Genomic DNA, 17,087 nt, shown 5'->3' with positions numbered 1-17,087 from the left:
ATGGCGTCATTCTGCTGGTTTGAGATAGCTCAAACCCTGACCAAACGCACCTTCGTCCCCCAGGGATCGGCCGTCTCGATGCCGTTCGTAATCGCTGCTGCCGGCGCGCCCGCCTGTCGCAGGCGCTGCTGCTGGGCCTGCAGGATTTCCTCCGACGCGACCTCGAGCGAAAACCATGCAAGTCCCGTGGCCGCATCATCCCGCCGGCCGGCACCGGCGCTCTGCCAGACGTTGATGCCGAGGTGATGGTGATAGCGTCCCGACGACAGGAACGCGGCGCCGGTGCGCTTGCGGGTCGGGTCGAAGCCGATGGCGGCGCGATAGAAGCGGTCGGCCTGTTCGAGATCGCCGACGCGCAGGTGCATGTGGCCGATGCGAAGGCCGTCGGGAGCGCCGGCATAGTTGGAGATGCGCGGATTTGTCAGCGTCAGCAGGCCGTCGGTGTCGAGCGGGTCGGTCGCCATCGCGACCGTGCCGCCATCCCATTTCCAGCTTTCGGGCGCGCGGTCGGCGTAGACCTCGATGCCGTTGCCTTCGGGATCGTCGAGATAGACGGACTCGCTGACGAGGTGATCGGCAAATCCGGAGAGCGGCACTTTGTTCGTCGCGGCGTGCACCAGCCAGCGCGCGAGATCCTTGCGGGTCGGCATCAGGAAGGCGGTGTGATAAAGGCCCGCGGCATTCCGCGCCGCGGTGGCGGCGCCCGCGCGCAGGGTGAGATCGAGCAGCGGCACGCCGCCCGCGCCGAGGCGGGCGCCGGTTGCCGTGCGCTGCATGACGGTGAGCCCGATGGCGTCGCGATAGTAATCAGCGACGAGATCGAGGTTACGCACGCGCAAGGTCACCATGCCGATCCGCATCGGCGTGCGGTTGGCGAAGGTCGGCCCGGCAGCGCCATCGGCCGCTCCTTCCGCCAACGCTGCCGCCGTGGCCGCCGCGCTCAACGACGAGGCGCCGACGAGGTGAAGGAGGGTACGGCGGGTCAGGTCGATGCTCATGACAGCTCCGTTTTTCGATCGGCCCAGCGAAGCAAATCCCGCGCCGGTTCTATGCTCCGCAACGTCGCAACAGGGCCGGCCGGACTATCGTTGCAGCAGAACGTTTTGCTCCGAGCAAGCTATTTTTCAGCCACCCGTAGGGTGGGCAAAGGCGCTCTTCGCGCCGTGCCCACCATCTATCATCGAGCACGTTTCCCGATGATGGGCACGCTTCGCTTTGCCCCCTGCGGCACTTGCTCACCCTCCCCTGGAGGGTAGGGTCGGTTCGCATGAGCGTAGCGAAATGCGAAACGGGGTGGGGTGATCTCTCCACCCGGGCACTGATCGTGAGGTGAGACCGTCACCCCACCCCGCCGCTCCGCGGCGACCCACGAGCGAGCTTCGCTCGTCTCGGACCCCTCCAGGGGAGGGTGAGCAAGCCGCGGCTGTCGCAGTTGTAGGGTGGGCGCTTTGCTCACCCTATGATTTCTGTGACTTTGTCTGTGACGACCCCTGACGGGCAAATCACTTCTGATTTTCCGAAATCATGTCAAGCCCGGGAATCAAAAATATTCCGCTTAACTTGTCACGCAAATCAGATGCATAACTCCGCCCGTCTCACCCATTGAGGGGCGCTCGCGATCGTCACGAACGTGCGGTGAGATGCGATGGACGCGAAAGGCGCAAGACGTAGGCGCCGGATCCGCCTTCGCAAAAGCTTCGGCGGACCGGTACCAAACCCGGCGAAGCCTCTTGGCGAAGACGGGAGCGTACGGCGAAGTCGTGTGGTTCTGGCGCCGCGGTGCTGGCGTTAAGCTGCGTGAAACTATTTGCGCAGCGACGGAGGCAAAAGAGCCGTTCTCCGGGGAGAGCACGAAGTAAGCCGTAAAGCCATTGCGCAGGGAAGGCCGGGATGCTCCCGCTGTACCTGTATGCTCGTGTGCGTGTTCTTTATGCGCAATGGCACACGAGACCGCGGGTGCAGCAAGCACCCGGTCTTCCCTGCGCCCTCTGTTTGAGAGGGCGGGAAGTTGATGGCAAAGCTCGGACAGTTCATGTCGCGAGATCGCGATGTCGTATCCGGATTGCAATGTTGTGGGCGCACACGATCACCACGAAACAGGTCTGTTCCCTCCCCCCTTGCGGGGTCCGAGGCGAGCGAAGCTCGCTCTCGAGGCTAGGAGAGAGGTGGGCGGCATCGGCGGTGCTCGTGGTCAACGGGAATCGTGGGCAACACTGTCGGCAGTCTGTGCGGTTCGTGCTCGCGGAGAGAACCCCTCTCCCCAGCCCTCCCCCGCAAGGGGGGAGGGAGCCGACTGTCCGCGCGTCGAGACTCGGCTACGCCGCCGCCGGCACCTGATCGAGGAAGCCGGTGATGCTGCGGATGCGGCCGTCGCTGAGGACTGCGAAATCCGTGCCCTTGATCGGGCTGTCGCCGCCTTCGGGGCCGAGGCCCCAGGAGAAGCGGACATGGTCGCCAAAACCATTGGGTTCGCCGATCAGCCTGAACCTGAAATCCGGAAATTTTTCCTGCACGCCCGCGATCAGCGCGTCCACGCCGTCATGGCCGTCGCCCGACATCAGCGGGTCGATATAGCGGGCATCGCTGGTCCAGTTCTGGCTGAGAATTTCGCGGCGGCGGCTTGGCGTCCGCTCGTTCCACAGATCGATGTAGCTGCGGGCAATCTTGTTGATGTCGGTCATCATGCTCTCCTTCGTTCCGGCCGAATGGGCCGGCTGACCGACTATCGAAAAATCCGGCGCGCCAATCGATTACCTCAGAGGTCAAGGATTTCGATTTTTGGCAATCATGCATCTTGCGGATGCGGTGCTGACCTATTTCCGCCGATCGATCGGGCTAGGGCCTGCGCCGGATCTGGCGTAAAAGCATGCGACCTCGGCTCATGCCGTCCTCACCATGGTGGGACGATCAAATCGGGGAACGGGTGTGGCAGAGAAACCCAAGATGCCGGAGACGCCGGAGCAGCATGCGGGCGCCGATTGGGCGCAGCAGGTATGGCTGTGGCCGCTGGAGGCCACGCGATTGGCGCTCGACAGCTACGCGCAATGGTTCGCCGATCCCAAGCCCGCGCCTTCCCGCGCGCCGGAGCAGATGCCGCTGGCCTGGACCACGCCAAACGTCGTGGCGTTGCAACTTCCGTCGATGCGGCTGCGGGCTTTTTCGCGAGGCAATGCGGGGCAGCCGGTGCTCGTTTGCGCGCCCTATGCGCTGCACGGCGCGCTGGCCGCGGACTTCGCGCCGGGCCATAGTCTGGTAGGGGCGCTGCAACGCGACGGCATGAACCGCATCTATGTCACGGACTGGCGCTCGGCGACGCCGGAAATGCGCCATCTGTCGATCGACAATTATCTGGCCGAACTCAATGTGGCGATCGATGAGATTGGCGCGCCGGTCGATCTTGTCGGCCTGTGCCAGGGTGGGTGGCTGTCGCTGGTCTATGCCGCTCGCTTTCCCGGCAAGGTGCGGCGGCTGGTGCTCGCCGGTGCGCCGGTCGATGTATCCGCGCCGTCAGAACTCTCGAAGATGGTGGCCGCACTTCCGCAGGCAGCTTTCGAGCAGATGGTGCAGCAGGGTGAAGGGATCGTGAGCGGCGAGCACATGCTGCGATTCTGGAACATTCCGTTCAGCCAGCATGACGTCGAAGCCGTGCTGCAAAGGAATCTTCACGACGGATCGGACGAGGCGCGCATGCTGTCGGACCGTTTCAAGCGCTGGGATCGCGAGACGCTGGATCTGCCGGGAGCCTATTATCTCGAGGTGACCGGCCGGGTTTTTCGCGAGAACCAGATCGCTGAAGGGCGCTTCGTCGCGCTCGGCCGCAGGATCGATCCCGCCGAGCTGCGCGTGCCGGTCTTCCTGCTGGCGGGAGAGAACGACATCGTTGTTCCGCCCGATCAGGCGTTCGCAACCGCGCGGCTGTTGGGCACGCCGCCGGTGTGGCTGGAACGTGCGTCCGAGCCATGCGGTCATCTCGGCCTTTTCATGGGGCGCAGGGCCTTGCGCCATTCCTGGCACCGGATCGCCCGGTGGCTTCAGGCTGATATCGGCGATGTCACGGGCGCGCGGATCAGCGCGTGAGAGGCAGATGAAAATGCCCCGGATTGCGCCTGCAATCCGGGGCAGCAAGACGGTTAGCGGCTGGCTGACGTTACTTCGCCGCGACCACCATGATCTCGACATTGTACTGCGGGGCGGCGAGCTTGGCCTCGACGGTGGCGCGCGCCGGCGTATTGCCGGCCGAGACCCAGCCGTCCCACACCGCGTTCATCTCGGGAAAGGTCTTCATGTCGGTGATGTAGATCGTGGCTGACAAGAGCTTCGACTTGTCGGTGCCGGCCTTGGCGAGATGGCCGTCGATGATCGAGAGAATGTCCTGAGTCTGCTCGGTCACGCTCTTGCCGGCGGCCTTGCCGGCAACGACGCCCGCGAGATAGACGGTGTTGCCGTGGACGACGGCCTGGCTCATGCGAGGTCCGGTTTCGAAGCGCTGGATGGTCATATTGTTCTCCTGATAGGGGGCGGCGGTTACTTAGCGCGCTCGTGTCCCATGCGCCACTGCGTTATTTGCATTGAGCTTGGAGCCGCCATGCCGGGACAAGCCCGGCCATCACGGCGAGAAATCAGGAGGCCGCCTTTGCCGCTGCGCGTCCCGCGTTCCTGCCCGAGAACAGACAGCCGCCGAGGAAGGTGCCTTCCAGCGAGCGGTAGCCATGCATGCCGCCGCCACCGAATCCGGCGGCTTCGCCCGCGGCGTACAGGCCCCTGATGATCTCGCCGTTGGCGCCGAATACGCGCGAGTCGAGATCGGTCTCGAAACCGCCCAGCGTCTTGCGCGTCAATATGTTGAGCTTGACCGCGATCAGCGGGCCGTGTTCGGGGTCGAGAATTTTGTGCGGCTTTGCGGTGCGGATCAATTTGTCGCCGATATAGCGGCGCGCATTGTGCAGGTTCATCACCTGCGCGTCCTTGACATAGGGGTTGGTGATCTCGCGGTCGCGCGCCTCGATTTGCGCCTTGATGTGATCGTGCTTGAGCAGGTCGTTGCCGGCGAGTGCGTTCATCGCGCCGATGAGGTCGCCGAGATTGTCGCGCACGATGAAATCGGCGCCGTTCTGCTTGAACGCTTCCACCGGCGCCGGCGCACCCTTGTTGGTGGCGCGCTTGATCGTCATGCGCCAGCTCTTGCCGGTGAGGTCGGGATTCTGCTCGGAGCCGGAGAGCGCGAACTCCTTTTTGATGATGCTCTGGGTCAGGATGAACCAGGAGTAATCGTAGCCGGTCGACATGATGTATTGCAGTTGGCCGAGCGTGTCGGAGCCGGGGAACAGCGGGGCGGGCAGGCGCTTGCCCGTGGCGTCGAACCACATCGAGGAGGGGCCGGGCAGGATACGGATGCCGTGGCGCGGCCAGATCGGGTTCCAGTTCCGGATGCCCTCGACGTAGTGCCACATCCGATCGCGGTTGATCAGCCGCGCGCCGGCGGCCTCGGTGATGCCGATCATGCGGCCGTCGACATGTTCGGGCACGCCGGAGATCATGAATTTCGGCGGCGCGCCCAGACGCTTCGGCCAGTTCTGCCGGACCATGTCGTGATTGCCGCCGATGCCGCCGGAAGCGACGATCACGGCCTGTGCACGCAGCGTGAAATCGCCGACGACCTGGCGCGAGGAGCTCTTGCCGCGCTCGACGCTATCGGGTTCGAGCACCGAACCGCCGACTCCCTCGACCGCGCCGTTCGTCATCATGAGTGTGTCGACGCGGTGGCGGAACTTGAACGTTAACCGGCCATTTTTTTGCGCTTCGCGCGCGCGGCGCTCGAACGGCTCGACGATGCCGGGGCCGGTGCCCCAGGTGACGTGAAAGCGCGGCACCGAATTGCCGTGGCCCATCGCGTCATAGCCGCCGCGCTCGGCCCAGCCGACCACCGGAAAAATACGGTGGCCCATCGCACGCAGCCATTCCCGCTTCTCGCCGGCCGCGAACGCGACATAGGCTTCCGCCCATCGCTTCGGCCAATGGTCGTCGTCGCGGTCGAAGCCCGCGGAGCCCATCCAATCCTGCAATGCGAGATCAAGCGAATCCCTAATGCGGAGCCGGCGCTGTTCGGGAGAGTCGATCAGAAACAATCCGCCGAACGACCAAAAGGCTTGTCCGCCAAGGCTTTGTTCTCCTTCCTGGTCGACGACAATGACGCGCTTGCCGGCATCTGCGATCTCCGTCGCCGCGACCAGCCCCGCCAAGCCACCGCCGACCACAATTACGTCTGCATCGTCAGCCATCGTTTCCTCCCCCGTGCCGTTTTTGATTCAAGCCCGCGTCCTCGCGCGCGGTCAACGGCAAACGGACTCTTGTCTGTGACTGCATCGCTGCGGCAAAGGGCTGCTTGTTCCAGTTTGGGACCTTTACGCGCGGAGGGTGCAGCGGCCAAGCAACACTTAATTTGAATTTGTTTTGACTGGGTGTGGCTGCCTAGACAAAATCACGATCTCAAACGACGCTACGCCACGTCTTGCATCACGAAGACGATCAGATTCGGTTTCGACATTTTTGACTGGGGCGGGATATGAAGCTGGTGACGGGGTTGCTTGCCGCGGTGCTGCTGCTGGCGGGAGTGGGGGCGAGCCAGGCGGTGGTGCGGATCGCGGATGACCGCGGCGGCCGGATCGGCACCTATGTCGACAAATACCAGGGCCTGCGTACCTCGGGCGAAACCGTGATCATCGACGGCCTGTGCGCCTCGGCCTGCACCATCGTGCTCGGCGCGGTTCCCCATGACCGGATCTGCGTTACCTCGCACGCCAATCTCGGCTTCCATGCCGCCTGGGATTTCGGGGCCAACGGCCGTGCCATCACCAACCCCGAAGCAACCCAGATGCTGTATTCGATGTATCCACCGGCGGTACGGAGGTGGATCGCGGCACGCGGCGGCCTGACCCAGCGCATGCTCTTCCTGCGCGGCAAGCAGCTTCAGGCGATGTACCGGCCCTGCTATCTCGACGCCCAGGCCTCCTCGAACAAGCCTGCTTCGCGCTGAACCAGCGTAGCGCGGTGGCCGGGCCTGCCGCCTTCGCTAAAGCTTCGGCGGCTGAGCGCATTCTTGGCCCGGCGAGGCGTTAGCGGAGACGGGTCCCGGCCATTTGCTTGTTGTGCACCTCTCGTCCCACTTGGCCTCCGCGTGACGTGATGTTGGGTACGGCCATTCCGCTTGCCTGCACCGGGAACTGCCCCTATCTGAACCCCATGGTTCAGCCGATTTCCACGCGAGTCCGAACGATGGCGGCAGCCCCGCATCAGGGCAGGGTCGCGTCCGTCATCGTCTGGAGCGCTGCCGGCCTCGGTGCGCTGGCCGTGCTCGGCGCGGCTGCATTGTGGTTCCATTACGGCACCACGGTGTTTTTCGAAATGATCGCCGCCGGCATCTCGGCCTGCTTCTGACCGGGCAATAAGGAATTCCTGACATGGACCGGACCATTCGCCCGCTGGTGATTATCGCTGCCTTCGCCGCGAGCCTCTTGGTCGGGCTGGTGATCATGATGTGGGCGCTCGGCGGCTTGCGAACCGTCACGGCGCCGGCTGCGATCGGCGGGCCGTTTCAACTGACCGACCAGGCCGGCCAGACCGTCACCCAGCAGAATTTGAAGGGCAAGCCGACGCTGATCTTCTTCGGCTTCACCCATTGCCCCGATGTCTGTCCGACCGCGCTGTTCGAGATTTCCGAAGTGTTAAAGGCGATGGGCAGTGATGCCGATCGCGTCAACGCCTGGTTCGTCTCCGTCGATCCCGAGCGCGACACGACGGCCGCGATGAAGGACTATCTCTCCAGCTTCGACCCGCATTTGAAGGGGTTGACCGGCTCGCCGGACGCGGTGGCAAAAGTGCTCTCGGCCTACCGGGTCTATGCCCGGAAAGTCCCACTCAAGGACGGCGATTACACCATGGATCACACCGCGCTGATCTATCTGATGGATCGCGACGGCAATTTCGTAGCGCCCTTCAACCTGAAAAGGACGCCGGAGGAAGCCGCCAAGGATCTGAAGCGCTATCTATGAGCGGCAAGGCCAAAGGGCGAAAACGGCCTCGCATCGCGGGCCGGATGGTCTATAAGGCCGTGAAATTCCGCAAAGCCATTGCCGAAGATGCCATATCTTAACGTCCAGTTAACCAATGCAAGGCTGCATCGAACCATCAGCGCGTGGCTGGTCGGGCTGTCGATCGCGTGCGCGTTGACGGCCGTCGGCGGTAATGCGGCGCAGGCGCAAACCCAACCCCGCACCGCGGTCGAGGCGGCACCGCAGGCGGTGCCCGGCTTCTGGGACCCGCGGCGGCGCCCGGACCGGCCGGACATGTCGCGCCTCACGGTGATCCGGTTCCTGACCGAGACCGATTATCCGCCGTTCAACTTTACCGGCCCCGACGGCAATCCCGCCGGCTTCAACGTCGATCTGGCGCGCGCGCTGTGCGACGAGATCAAGATTTCCTGCACCATCCAGATGCGCCGGTTCGAGACGCTGGTCGATGCGATCACCAGCAATCGCGGCGACGCCATTATCGCCTCCATGGCGGTGACGTCGGCCTTGCGCGCAAGACTCGATTTCACCGATCCCTATTACCGCGCGCCGGCGCGCTTCGTGTCACGGCGCGATGCTGTCATGCCGGAAGTCCGCCCGGAATATCTCGAAGGCAAGAAGGTCGGCGTCATCGCCGGCACCTCGCATGAGGCCTATCTGAAGGCGATGTTCACCGACGCCGAGATCAAATCCTACCCGAACGACGACGCACTGCGGCTGGCACTCAGGCGGAGCGAGGTCGACTTCATCTTCGGCGATGCGATCTCGCTGGCGTTCTGGATTAACGGCACCGATTCCGCCGAATGCTGCGCCTTTTCCGGCGGGCCGTTCGTTGAGAGCCGCTATTTCGGCGAAGGCATCGGCATCGCCGTCCGCAAGGGCAACGATTTGCTCCGGACGTCGCTGAACTGGGCGCTGTTCCGGATCTGGGAAAAAGGCCGCTTCACCGATCTGTGGCTGCGGTATTTTTCGATTAGTCCGTTTTGAGATGACGTCATTCCGGGATGGTCCGAAGGACCAGACCTCAGATGCGCAATTGCGCATCGGGGAATCTCGAGATTCTCAGGGGCGGAAGGGGCGCCCCAGAGTTCGATGCTTTCGCATCGCCCCGGAATGACAGCGAAGACGTCGTCATTTTGCATTTTGCCGCGGAAGCGCTAGTTTCCGCGGCTTCCACAGAGAGCCCTTTAAATGTCCGTCATCGACCTTGCCGATTTGCGTGCGCTCGCCGAACAATCCAACGCCTGGCCGTTCGAGCAGGCCAAGGCCATTGTCGCGCGGCTGAAGAAGAACCCGAAGGACGAGGTACTGTTCGAGACCGGCTATGGCCCGTCGGGCCTGCCGCATATCGGCACCTTCGGCGAGGTCGCGCGCACCACCATGGTGCGCCACGCCTTTCGCGTGCTGACCGAGGACAAGATCAAGACCCGGCTGCTCGCGTTCTCCGACGACATGGACGGCCTGCGCAAGGTGCCGGACAATGTGCCGAACAAGGAGATGCTGGCGTCACATCTCGGCAAGCCGTTGTCGCGGATACCAGATCCGTTCTCCAACGAGCACCCGTCGTTCGGCGCGCACAACAATGCGCGGCTGCGCGCGTTCCTTGATACGTTCGGCTTCGACTACGAATTCGCCTCTTCGACCGACTACTACACGTCGGGTCGGTTCGACGCCGCGCTGCTGCGCATGCTGGAACGGCTCGACGCCGTCATGAAGATCATGCTGCCCAGCTTGCGCGAGGAACGCGCAGCGACTTATTCGCCGTTCCTGCCTATCTGCCCGCGCACCGGCATGGTGTTGTATGTCCCGATCATCGAGCACGATGTGAAGGCCGGCACCGTCTCCTACGACGATCCCGAAACCAAGGAGCGCGTCACGGTCCCCGTCACCGGCGGACATTGCAAGCTGCAATGGAAGCCCGACTGGGCAATGCGGTGGTTCGCACTCGGCGTCGACTATGAAATGGCCGGCAAGGATCTGATCGACTCGGTCAAGCTGTCGGGCAAGATCTGCTCGGCGCTCGGCGGCACGCCGCCAGAGGGTTTCAATTACGAGCTGTTCCTCGACGAAAAGGGCCAGAAGATCTCGAAGTCGAAGGGCAACGGGCTGACCATCGACGAATGGCTGCGCTATGCCTCGCCGGAATCGCTGTCGCTGTTCATGTATCGCGAGCCGAAGGCGGCGAAGCGGCTCTATTTCGACGTGATCCCGCGCAATGTCGACGACTATCAGCAATTCCTCGACGGCTTCACGCGGCAGGATGCCAAGCAGCAGCTCGCCAATCCGGTCTGGCACATCCATTCCGGCAAGCCGCCGAAGGCGGATATGCCCGTCACCTTCCAGCTCCTGCTGACCCTGGTGTCGTCGTCGAATGCGGAGAACGCCGAAACGCTGTGGGGTTTTATTGGCCGCTATCGTCCGGGCGTCACGCCGCAGACGCATCCAAAGCTCGACGCGATGGTTGGCTACGCCATCAACTACTATCGCGACTTCGTGGCGCCGACCAAGAAGTTCCGCGAGCCGACCGACAGCGAACGCGCCGCGCTGCAGGATCTGCGTGACGCGCTGTCGCAATTGCCGGCGGGGTCGAGCGCCGAGGACATTCAGAACGTGGTCTATGAGATCGGCCGCCGCGAGCCGTTCCTCGATCCTGTCAAGAAGGGCAAGGACGGCCGGCCCGGCGTCTCCCTCGACTGGTTCAACATGCTCTACCAGGTGCTGCTCGGCCAGGAGAAGGGCCCACGCTTCGGCTCCTTCGTCGCGGTGTACGGCGTGACGAATGCGGTCAACATGATCGACGGCGCGCTGGCAAGGAGTGCGTAGCTATCTCGGTCGTCCCTGCGGACGCAGGGACCCATAACCACCGGCCGGTGTTATTAGCTTCGCTGTGGCCCGGCTTGATGCAAAGTAACGAACGATTGTGGTTATGGGTCCCGGCTCAAGACCGGGACGACACCGGAGGGCTTGGCTGCGGCTCGGACCTGCAAACCGGGATGGCAGGTCCGCCGCAATTTCAGCCGCTATCCGTACCGGATTGCGCTACACTATTGCGCATAACAGCCGTCAAAGCCTCCCCCGAGGGGCCGGCAAATAAGCGGATCAGGGAGAAAGCTCATGCAGTTCAGGGTTTCGCCGAAGTCGCTCAGCGAGTACAGCGCCGAGGAATGGCAGGCGCGGGTCGATCTCGCGGCTGCGCACCGGTTGGCCTACATCCAGGGCTTTTCCGAAGGCATCTTCAACCATCTGACATTCGTGGTGCCGGGCAAGAGCGACCGCTACTATCAGATCCCGTTTGGCACGCATTGGTCCGAGGTCACGGCTTCCTGCTTCATGGAAGTCGGCATCGACGACGGTGAGGTCAAAAGCGGCGAGGGCGAGGTCGAGCGCTCCTGCTATTGCATCCATGCGCCGATCCACAAGGCGCTGCCGCAGGCGAAGGCGGTGTTTCACACCCACATGCCGCATGCCAGCGCGCTGACGCGGCTGGAAGATCCTCGCATCAAGGAGATCGGCCAGACCGAGGTCGGACTGTCGGGCGCTATTGCCTATGACGACGAGTACACCGGCCCGGCGCTCGACCCAGCCGAAGGCGCGCGGCTGGCAAAAGTGATCGGCGACAAGACCGTGCTGTTCATGGCCAATCACGGCATCTCCACCGTCGGCGCGACCATCGCGGAAGCCTATGACATGCTCTATTATGTAGAGCGTGCCGCCCAGGTGCAGATCTACGCGATGTGGACCGGGCAGAAGCTGAAACAGCTTCCTGCGCCTGTGGTGGAGAAAACCAAGCGCGATTACAAGGACGAGCATCTCTACAAGGGCCCGACGCCCGCGCAGCGGCATTTCGCTGCCTTGAAGCGGATGTTGGATCGGAAAGAGCCGGATTACGCGACGTAAGTCTTCCCTTCTCCCGTTGTGGGAGAAGGTGGCGCGAAGCGCCGGATGAGGGGTCTGTCTCCGCGGAGAGAACCCCTCATCCGCCTCCGCTTCGCTACGGCACCTTCTCCCACAAGGGGAGAAGGAGAAGCGGTCACCCAGCCGCTCTGACCGCATCCGCAAACCGATGCCAGATTTCCGGACGCCAGCTTCCGTTTGCCGCGCCCGAGGTCGACGGCAATATCCACACCCTGGTATCGCCGATCAGCTCACACTGCTCGCCATAGTCGCGCTTGCTGTCGAAGAATTTTTGTCCGGCCGTCTTGCTGGTGAATGCGAGAAATTGCGGGTGAAATGTCGCGATCGCATTGCTCAACCGGGCGCGATCCGCCGCTGTCAGTTTTGGCAACGTCGCACGGTCCATCCCCGTGCCAGCTTTAACGAGATCCGTCAGTCCGATCCGATACTGCAGAAGATCGCGATATTGATTTGGCCGCATCGGTTCCGGCGTCAGCCCTGTCTCGTACAGGACCTTCCAGAACTTGTTCTGCCGGTGTGCGTAGTAGGCTCGCTCGGCGGCCGACGTCGTGCCCGCGGCGGTTCCGCACAACACGATGCGAAGAGAATGTTGCAGCAGGTCGCTCAGCACGTCCGTCACGGAAGGCAACCCTACTGGCTCGCCCATACGATCCGGGCGATCCAGGCGACGTCGTCGGCCTCAAGCGTGCGATCGGCATGCGCTGGATTGAGCGACTGCAGTTCCAGGGTCTTGGTGGTCCGGCGCTTCAATTCCTTGACCATCACTTCGCCGTCTGACGTCTTGAGCACCACGCGGTCGCCGCGCCGGATCGGCGTGCCCGGCGACACCACGATGATGTCGCCGTCGCGATAGGTCGGCTTCATCGCGTCGCCCGAGATTTCCAGCGCGTAGGCATGCTCGTCCGTGGTCGACGGCAGCGCCACCTCGTCCCAGCCCTTGCCCGCGGGAAAGCCGGAATCGTCGAAATGGCCGCCGCCGGCTTGCGCCAGGGCGAGCAGCGGCACCGACTGCTGGCTGCGCGCGCCGTCGCCGATCAATTGCACGAAGGTCTCGATCGACGAATTGGTCGCGGCCAGCGCTTTGGAAACTGATTCCGTTGACGGCCAGCGTTCGCGGCCGTCGGCGGCGAGGCGCTTGGATTTGTTGAACGTGGTGGGATCGAGGCCGGCTCGCTTGGCAAGACCCGAGGGTGACATGCCGGCACGTTCCGCCAGCCGGTCGAGCGCGGTCCATATCTGGCTATGGGTCAGAACGCGTTGCGCCTTGGCCTGTCTGGCCATCGAAAATCCCTGAAGCGATCTAGGAATTATTGCCTGATTTGGCCGGTTTGCGCAATTCTTCCAGCCGAAGTCTGTGACCGCAGCGCTTGAGTTAGGCGCGGGCCGCCTTTACGGTCGGCCGCCAGCCCGGCCTTTTCCGGGAAAATCCCAAAAGACTCAACGACAAGCAGGAAGTCCGGAAAGCCGTGCCCACGATCTATAAAATCACTCCCGCCTCGGCCTGGCGCGAGGCCGAACGGCAGGGCGTCTACCGGGGAAGTAGTGACGATCTGCGCGACGGCTTCATTCATTTTTCGACCGCGTCCCAGGTCGCCGAGACCGCGCGCAAGCATTATTTCGGCCAGACCGGGCTGTTCCTGGTCGCGGTCGACGCCGATGCGCTGGGGGATGCGCTGCGCTGGGAGCGTTCGCGCAATGACGAACTGTTTCCGCATCTCTACGGCGAACTCGATCTCGGCGCGGTGACCGGCATTCTCGACATGCGCGCGCGGTCCGATGGCACGCACGACATTCCGGAGCTACTCCCGTGATCCGCGCCTTCGACGCCTTCTCGCTGCCGCTGTTGCGCTGGTTCGATCCGGAGGACGCGCATCGCATGGCGATCAAGGGCCTGCGGCTACTGCCGTCGGTCAAGCCGCGCGCCGACGACCCCAAGCTGGCGGTACGCGCCTTCGGCCTGAATTTCCCCAATCCGATCGGCATGGCCGCGGGCTTCGACAAGAGCGCGGAAGTGCCCGACGCGCTGTTGCGGCTCGGTTTCGGCTTTGTCGAGATCGGCACGGTGACCCCGAAGCCGCAGGGCGGCAATCCGCGGCCGCGGCTGTTTCGGCTCGAGCGGGATGAGGCCGTGATCAACCGCATGGGCTTCAACAATGACGGCGCCGAAGCCGCATTGCGCCGGCTGGCGGGGCGCGCTCACCATGGCGGCATTATCGGTGTCAATGTCGGGGCGAACAAGGATTCGTCCGACCGTGTGGCCGATTATGTCAAGCTGATCGAGATCTTTGCACCGGTCGCGAGCTATTTCACCGTCAACGTCTCCTCGCCGAACACGCCGGGCCTGCGCAATTTGCAGCAAGCGGCAGCGCTCGACGAACTGCTCGCCAAGGTGATCGATGCACGCGAACGGGTGCGGAAGAATGCCGGCGATTCGCCGGTGCTGCTGAAGATCGCGCCCGATCTCAGCCTCGCCGAACTCGACGACGTCGTGCACATCGCGCGCTCGCGCGGGGTCGACGGCATGATCGTCGCCAACACCACGTTGGCTCGCCCTTCGATCCTGCGCGAACAGGCCCGCGCCAAAGAGCAGGGCGGATTGTCGGGACGGCCGCTGTTTCGACTATCGACCCGCATGGTGGCGGAGACCTATGTCCGGACCGAGGGCGCGTTTCCATTGATCGGCGTCGGCGGCATCGATTCCGGCGGCGCCGCGCTGACCAAAATCCGCGCCGGCGCCAGCCTGATCCAGATCTATTCGTCGCTGGTCTACAAGGGACTTGGTCTCGTCGACGACATCAAAAACGATCTCGCCTCGACCTTGTTGCGCACGGGGCGTGATTCGCTATCCGAGATCGTCGGTGCGGATGCAGCGACAATCACGGCGGAGGACTGGCCGGTAAGGTGATCTCGTGCCCCGGACGCAGCGCAGCGCGTAGCGATGCGCTGCTGAGCCGGGGCCCATGCGTGCTGCGAAAAAGAGTGGGTCCCGGCTCTGCGGAGCGGCGTGAAGAACGCCGCACCGCGTCCGGGACACGAGACAGTTCACTCGAACGACTTCCTCAACAATGCCGGATACCGCAGCGCCTCTAACCCACCGCGCGCGGCGTAATGAACCAGTAGCGCGCCCCACAGTCCGGCATTGCCAAACGACCGCAGCGCAAACCACGCGGCGAGAAAGATCACCAGCGAAGCCACCATCAGATTGCGCATGTCGCGCGCCCATGTGGCGCCGATGTAGATGCCGTCAAAGGCAAAGGCGAACACGCCGAGCAATGGCGCAAAAATCACGAACGGCAAATAGTCGCGCGCGATGCGCCGCACCTCCGCGCTTGCCGTCATCATGTCGACAAACGCAGGCCCAAACAGCAGGAAGCAGGCGGCGACCGCGAGCGCGAAGCCAAAGCCCCACATCACGATGAGCTTGACGGCGCCTGCGAAGGCCGCCTTGTTGCGGGCGCCATAGGCCCGGCCGCAGAGCTGCTCGGCGGCGTTGGCGAGGCCATCGAGGAAAAAGGCACCGAACAGCAGAAAATTGTTAAGCACGGCATTGGCGGCGAGCGTCAGGTCGCCGGCACGCGCGCCCTGTGCGGTGAAGAACAAAAACGCCGCGATCAGCGACGCGGTGCGGATCATGATGTCACGGTTGACCGAAAGCATCCGCATCAGCTTGGCAGGATCGAACAGCATCGCGCGGGAAACGCCGAGTTGCCCTTTCGAAAGGTGGCGGGCGATCTGCAATCCCAGCATCAGGCCTGCGGCTTCCGCGATCAGCGCGGCGATTGCAGCGCCGGCAATTCCGAAGTCGAGCGCCAGCACCAGCACGACGGTCGCCGCCACGTTGATGAGATTGATCGTGATTTGCGTGCCGAGCGCCAGCTTGGCCCGGGCCTGCCCAACCAGCCATCCCAGCACGACATAATTGCCGAGCGCCAGCGGCGCCGACCAGATCCGGATCGCGAAGTAGGTCTTTGCCGCGTGCGTAACGCTGTCGCTGCCGCCCATCACGCCCAGCAGAATAGCTGCCAGCGGTATCTGCAGGGCAATCAGGGCCACGCCGACCAGTGCCGCAACGATCAGCCCGCGTGCCAGGATGGCGCGCAGTTCCGACGTCTCGCCGGCGCCGAGCGATTGCGCCGTAAAGGCGACCGTGCTCATGCGCAGGAATCCGAACAGCCAGAACATGCAGTCGAACAGCACCGAGGCCAAGGCCACGCCGCCGAGCAGCGTGGCGTCGCCGAGCCGCCCAATGGCCGTGGTCGAGACGATGCCGATCAGCGGCGTGGTCAGGTTTGCGACCATCGCGGGACCCGCGATGGCAAACACCTGTGCCGTCGTGACTTTCGATGGAGCTAGCGGCGAATGCATGCCTAGAGCTCGATCACCATGCCGTCATGGGCGGCAGTATAGGGCAGTTCGCCCAGCCGCCCGAGCATGTCGTCGCTCATATGCGTCAGCACCAGCCGCTTCGGGTTGATCTCGGGCAAATGCGCTGCGAGCGTTTTCAGGCTGAGATGGTTCTTGACGATCTTGTCAAAGTAATATGCCTCGGCGACGAACAGGTCGGCGTCGCGCCCCGCCGGGATCAGCGTCTCCGTCCACTCGGTGTCAGCGCTATAGGCAATGACGCGGCCTTCCGCCTCGACGCGATAAGCCAGGAATGGGCCGCCGGATTCGCCATGGACGACGGGATAGGGCGTGACCTTGACCTCGCCGAATGTGCGGCTTTGCTCTGGTTCAAGCGCGACGACCGAGAGATCAAAACGCTGTTTTGTCTTGGAGGAGTGCTCGAACAGCGCTTCCATCAGACTGGCGAGTTTCGTCTCGATCCCTTGCGGGCCGGCAATGACGAGCGGGCGCGAACGTCGTGTGAACTGCGCATCCAGCAGCAGGAACGGCAGGCCGCCAAAATGGTCGCCGTGGAAATGCGTGATCAGGATCAGATCGATCTCGTCGCGCGCAATGCCGAGCCGCTTCAGCGCCGGCAGCGATGACGCCCCGCAATCGATCAGGAAATTGACACTGCTACCCGTGACGTGGAAGCAGGTATTGTACCTGCCACCGGAGCCGAGCGCATCGCCGCAGCCGACAAATCGCAATTGCATCGGC

At 63.5% G+C, this 17,087-nt stretch carries 17 protein-coding genes; 9 read left to right on the top strand and 8 right to left on the bottom strand.

Features of this window, described 5'->3' with window-relative positions; genetic code table 11:
- Positions 1–29 precede the first annotated feature (29 nt).
- Together V1292_RS05420 and V1292_RS05415 are read right to left on the bottom strand one after the other, a co-directional pair.
- Positions 30–998, bottom strand: coding sequence for a VOC family protein (locus V1292_RS05420; RefSeq protein WP_334370856.1), 969 nt, complete (start codon positions 996–998; stop codon positions 30–32).
- Between the two features lie 1,317 nt (positions 999–2,315).
- Positions 2,316–2,681: a nuclear transport factor 2 family protein gene (locus V1292_RS05415; protein ID WP_334370854.1), complete on the bottom strand. Its 366-nt coding sequence runs from the start codon at positions 2,679–2,681 to the stop codon at positions 2,316–2,318.
- A 262-nt stretch (positions 2,682–2,943) separates the two neighbouring features.
- Between V1292_RS05415 and V1292_RS05410 the strand changes: the two genes are divergently transcribed.
- On the top strand, positions 2,944–4,077 hold the full coding sequence (locus tag V1292_RS05410) for an alpha/beta fold hydrolase (protein ID WP_442895599.1): 1,134 nt from the start codon (positions 2,944–2,946) through the stop codon (positions 4,075–4,077).
- Positions 4,078–4,147: 70 nt separating this feature from the next.
- On the opposite strand, the gene V1292_RS05405 is transcribed toward V1292_RS05410, so the two are convergent.
- Together V1292_RS05405 and V1292_RS05400 are read right to left on the bottom strand one after the other, a co-directional pair.
- Positions 4,148–4,498 carry a RidA family protein gene (locus V1292_RS05405; RefSeq protein ID WP_028347975.1) on the bottom strand — a complete coding sequence of 117 codons (351 nt, stop codon included), beginning with the start codon at positions 4,496–4,498 and terminating at the stop codon, positions 4,148–4,150.
- Positions 4,499–4,619: 121 nt separating this feature from the next.
- Entirely contained in the window at positions 4,620–6,278 is a 1,659-nt protein-coding gene (locus V1292_RS05400) for an FAD-binding dehydrogenase (RefSeq protein WP_334370852.1), read from the bottom strand.
- A gap of 284 nt (positions 6,279–6,562) precedes the next feature.
- Here V1292_RS05400 and V1292_RS05395 point away from each other — a divergent pair, with 284 nt between their 5' ends.
- The 6 genes from V1292_RS05395 to V1292_RS05370 all read left to right on the top strand — a co-directional run bounded on the left by V1292_RS05395 (position 6,563) and on the right by V1292_RS05370 (position 11,963).
- Positions 6,563–7,033: a hypothetical protein gene (locus V1292_RS05395; RefSeq protein WP_334370851.1), complete on the top strand. Its 471-nt coding sequence runs from the start codon at positions 6,563–6,565 to the stop codon at positions 7,031–7,033.
- Between the two features lie 239 nt (positions 7,034–7,272).
- Positions 7,273–7,434 carry a hypothetical protein gene (locus V1292_RS05390; protein WP_334370849.1) on the top strand — a complete coding sequence of 54 codons (162 nt, stop codon included), beginning with the start codon at positions 7,273–7,275 and terminating at the stop codon, positions 7,432–7,434.
- 23 nt (positions 7,435–7,457) lie between these two features.
- Positions 7,458–8,048, top strand: coding sequence for an SCO family protein (locus tag V1292_RS05385; protein ID WP_334370847.1), 591 nt, complete (start codon positions 7,458–7,460; stop codon positions 8,046–8,048).
- 87 nt (positions 8,049–8,135) lie between these two features.
- Entirely contained in the window at positions 8,136–9,053 is a 918-nt protein-coding gene (locus tag V1292_RS05380; protein ID WP_334376947.1) for a transporter substrate-binding domain-containing protein, read from the top strand.
- Positions 9,054–9,257: 204 nt separating this feature from the next.
- Positions 9,258–10,889, top strand: coding sequence for a lysine--tRNA ligase (locus tag V1292_RS05375; protein WP_334370845.1), 1,632 nt, complete (start codon positions 9,258–9,260; stop codon positions 10,887–10,889).
- Between the two features lie 291 nt (positions 10,890–11,180).
- A complete protein-coding gene (locus tag V1292_RS05370) occupies positions 11,181–11,963 on the top strand; it encodes a class II aldolase/adducin family protein (RefSeq protein ID WP_334370843.1) in 783 nt (260 codons plus the stop codon).
- 133 nt (positions 11,964–12,096) lie between these two features.
- Here V1292_RS05370 and V1292_RS05365 read toward each other — a convergent pair whose 3' ends face one another.
- A complete protein-coding gene (locus V1292_RS05365) occupies positions 12,097–12,600 on the bottom strand; it encodes a mismatch-specific DNA-glycosylase (RefSeq protein ID WP_334370841.1) in 504 nt (167 codons plus the stop codon).
- A gap of 11 nt (positions 12,601–12,611) precedes the next feature.
- On the bottom strand, positions 12,612–13,262 hold the full coding sequence (locus V1292_RS05360) for a helix-turn-helix transcriptional regulator (RefSeq protein WP_334370839.1): 651 nt from the start codon (positions 13,260–13,262) through the stop codon (positions 12,612–12,614).
- Between the two features lie 185 nt (positions 13,263–13,447).
- Between V1292_RS05360 and V1292_RS05355 the strand changes: the two genes are divergently transcribed.
- Together V1292_RS05355 and V1292_RS05350 are read left to right on the top strand one after the other, a co-directional pair.
- Positions 13,448–13,792, top strand: a complete 345-nt coding sequence (locus V1292_RS05355; protein ID WP_028347984.1) for a DUF952 domain-containing protein — start codon at positions 13,448–13,450, stop codon at positions 13,790–13,792.
- The gene (locus tag V1292_RS05350; protein ID WP_334370838.1) at positions 13,789–14,886 is read left to right on the top strand and encodes a quinone-dependent dihydroorotate dehydrogenase; all 1,098 of its coding nucleotides are present in this window, start codon (positions 13,789–13,791) and stop codon (positions 14,884–14,886) included. The genes V1292_RS05355 and V1292_RS05350 overlap by 4 nt, the downstream gene beginning before the upstream one ends.
- 137 nt (positions 14,887–15,023) lie before the next feature.
- On the opposite strand, the gene V1292_RS05345 is transcribed toward V1292_RS05350, so the two are convergent.
- Together V1292_RS05345 and V1292_RS05340 are read right to left on the bottom strand one after the other, a co-directional pair.
- Entirely contained in the window at positions 15,024–16,346 is a 1,323-nt protein-coding gene (locus V1292_RS05345; protein ID WP_334370836.1) for an MATE family efflux transporter, read from the bottom strand.
- A gap of 2 nt (positions 16,347–16,348) precedes the next feature.
- On the bottom strand, positions 16,349–17,083 hold the full coding sequence (locus tag V1292_RS05340; RefSeq protein WP_334370833.1) for an MBL fold metallo-hydrolase: 735 nt from the start codon (positions 17,081–17,083) through the stop codon (positions 16,349–16,351).
- Positions 17,084–17,087: the final 4 nt, after the last annotated feature.

This window comes from Bradyrhizobium sp. AZCC 1719 (assembly GCF_036924525.1).
Lineage (GTDB): Bacteria > Pseudomonadota > Alphaproteobacteria > Rhizobiales > Xanthobacteraceae > Bradyrhizobium.
Note: the sequence above shows the minus strand (reverse complement) of the source record. Positions and strands in the feature narration are given on the sequence as shown.

Bases quoted from the DNA above. Each gene is read 5' to 3' on its own strand.
- V1292_RS05420 (WP_334370856.1), bottom strand. From the start codon at position 998: ATGAGCATCGACCTGACCCGCCGTACCCTCCTTCACCTCGTCGGCGCC.
- V1292_RS05400 (WP_334370852.1), bottom strand. From the start codon at position 6,278: ATGGCTGACGATGCAGACGTAATTGTGGTCGGCGGTGGCTTGGCGGGG.
- V1292_RS05385 (WP_334370847.1), top strand. From the start codon at position 7,458: ATGGACCGGACCATTCGCCCGCTGGTGATTATCGCTGCCTTCGCCGCG.
- V1292_RS05415 (WP_334370854.1), bottom strand. From the start codon at position 2,681: ATGACCGACATCAACAAGATTGCCCGCAGCTACATCGATCTGTGGAAC.
- V1292_RS05410 (WP_442895599.1), top strand. From the start codon at position 2,944: ATGCCGGAGACGCCGGAGCAGCATGCGGGCGCCGATTGGGCGCAGCAG.
- V1292_RS05375 (WP_334370845.1), top strand. From the start codon at position 9,258: ATGTCCGTCATCGACCTTGCCGATTTGCGTGCGCTCGCCGAACAATCC.
- V1292_RS05340 (WP_334370833.1), bottom strand. From the start codon at position 17,083: ATGCAATTGCGATTTGTCGGCTGCGGCGATGCGCTCGGCTCCGGTGGC.
- V1292_RS05380 (WP_334376947.1), top strand. From the start codon at position 8,136: ATGCCATATCTTAACGTCCAGTTAACCAATGCAAGGCTGCATCGAACC.
- V1292_RS05370 (WP_334370843.1), top strand. From the start codon at position 11,181: ATGCAGTTCAGGGTTTCGCCGAAGTCGCTCAGCGAGTACAGCGCCGAG.
- V1292_RS05360 (WP_334370839.1), bottom strand. From the start codon at position 13,262: ATGGCCAGACAGGCCAAGGCGCAACGCGTTCTGACCCATAGCCAGATA.
- V1292_RS05395 (WP_334370851.1), top strand. From the start codon at position 6,563: ATGAAGCTGGTGACGGGGTTGCTTGCCGCGGTGCTGCTGCTGGCGGGA.
- V1292_RS05405 (WP_028347975.1), bottom strand. From the start codon at position 4,498: ATGACCATCCAGCGCTTCGAAACCGGACCTCGCATGAGCCAGGCCGTC.
- V1292_RS05345 (WP_334370836.1), bottom strand. From the start codon at position 16,346: ATGCATTCGCCGCTAGCTCCATCGAAAGTCACGACGGCACAGGTGTTT.
- V1292_RS05390 (WP_334370849.1), top strand. From the start codon at position 7,273: ATGGCGGCAGCCCCGCATCAGGGCAGGGTCGCGTCCGTCATCGTCTGG.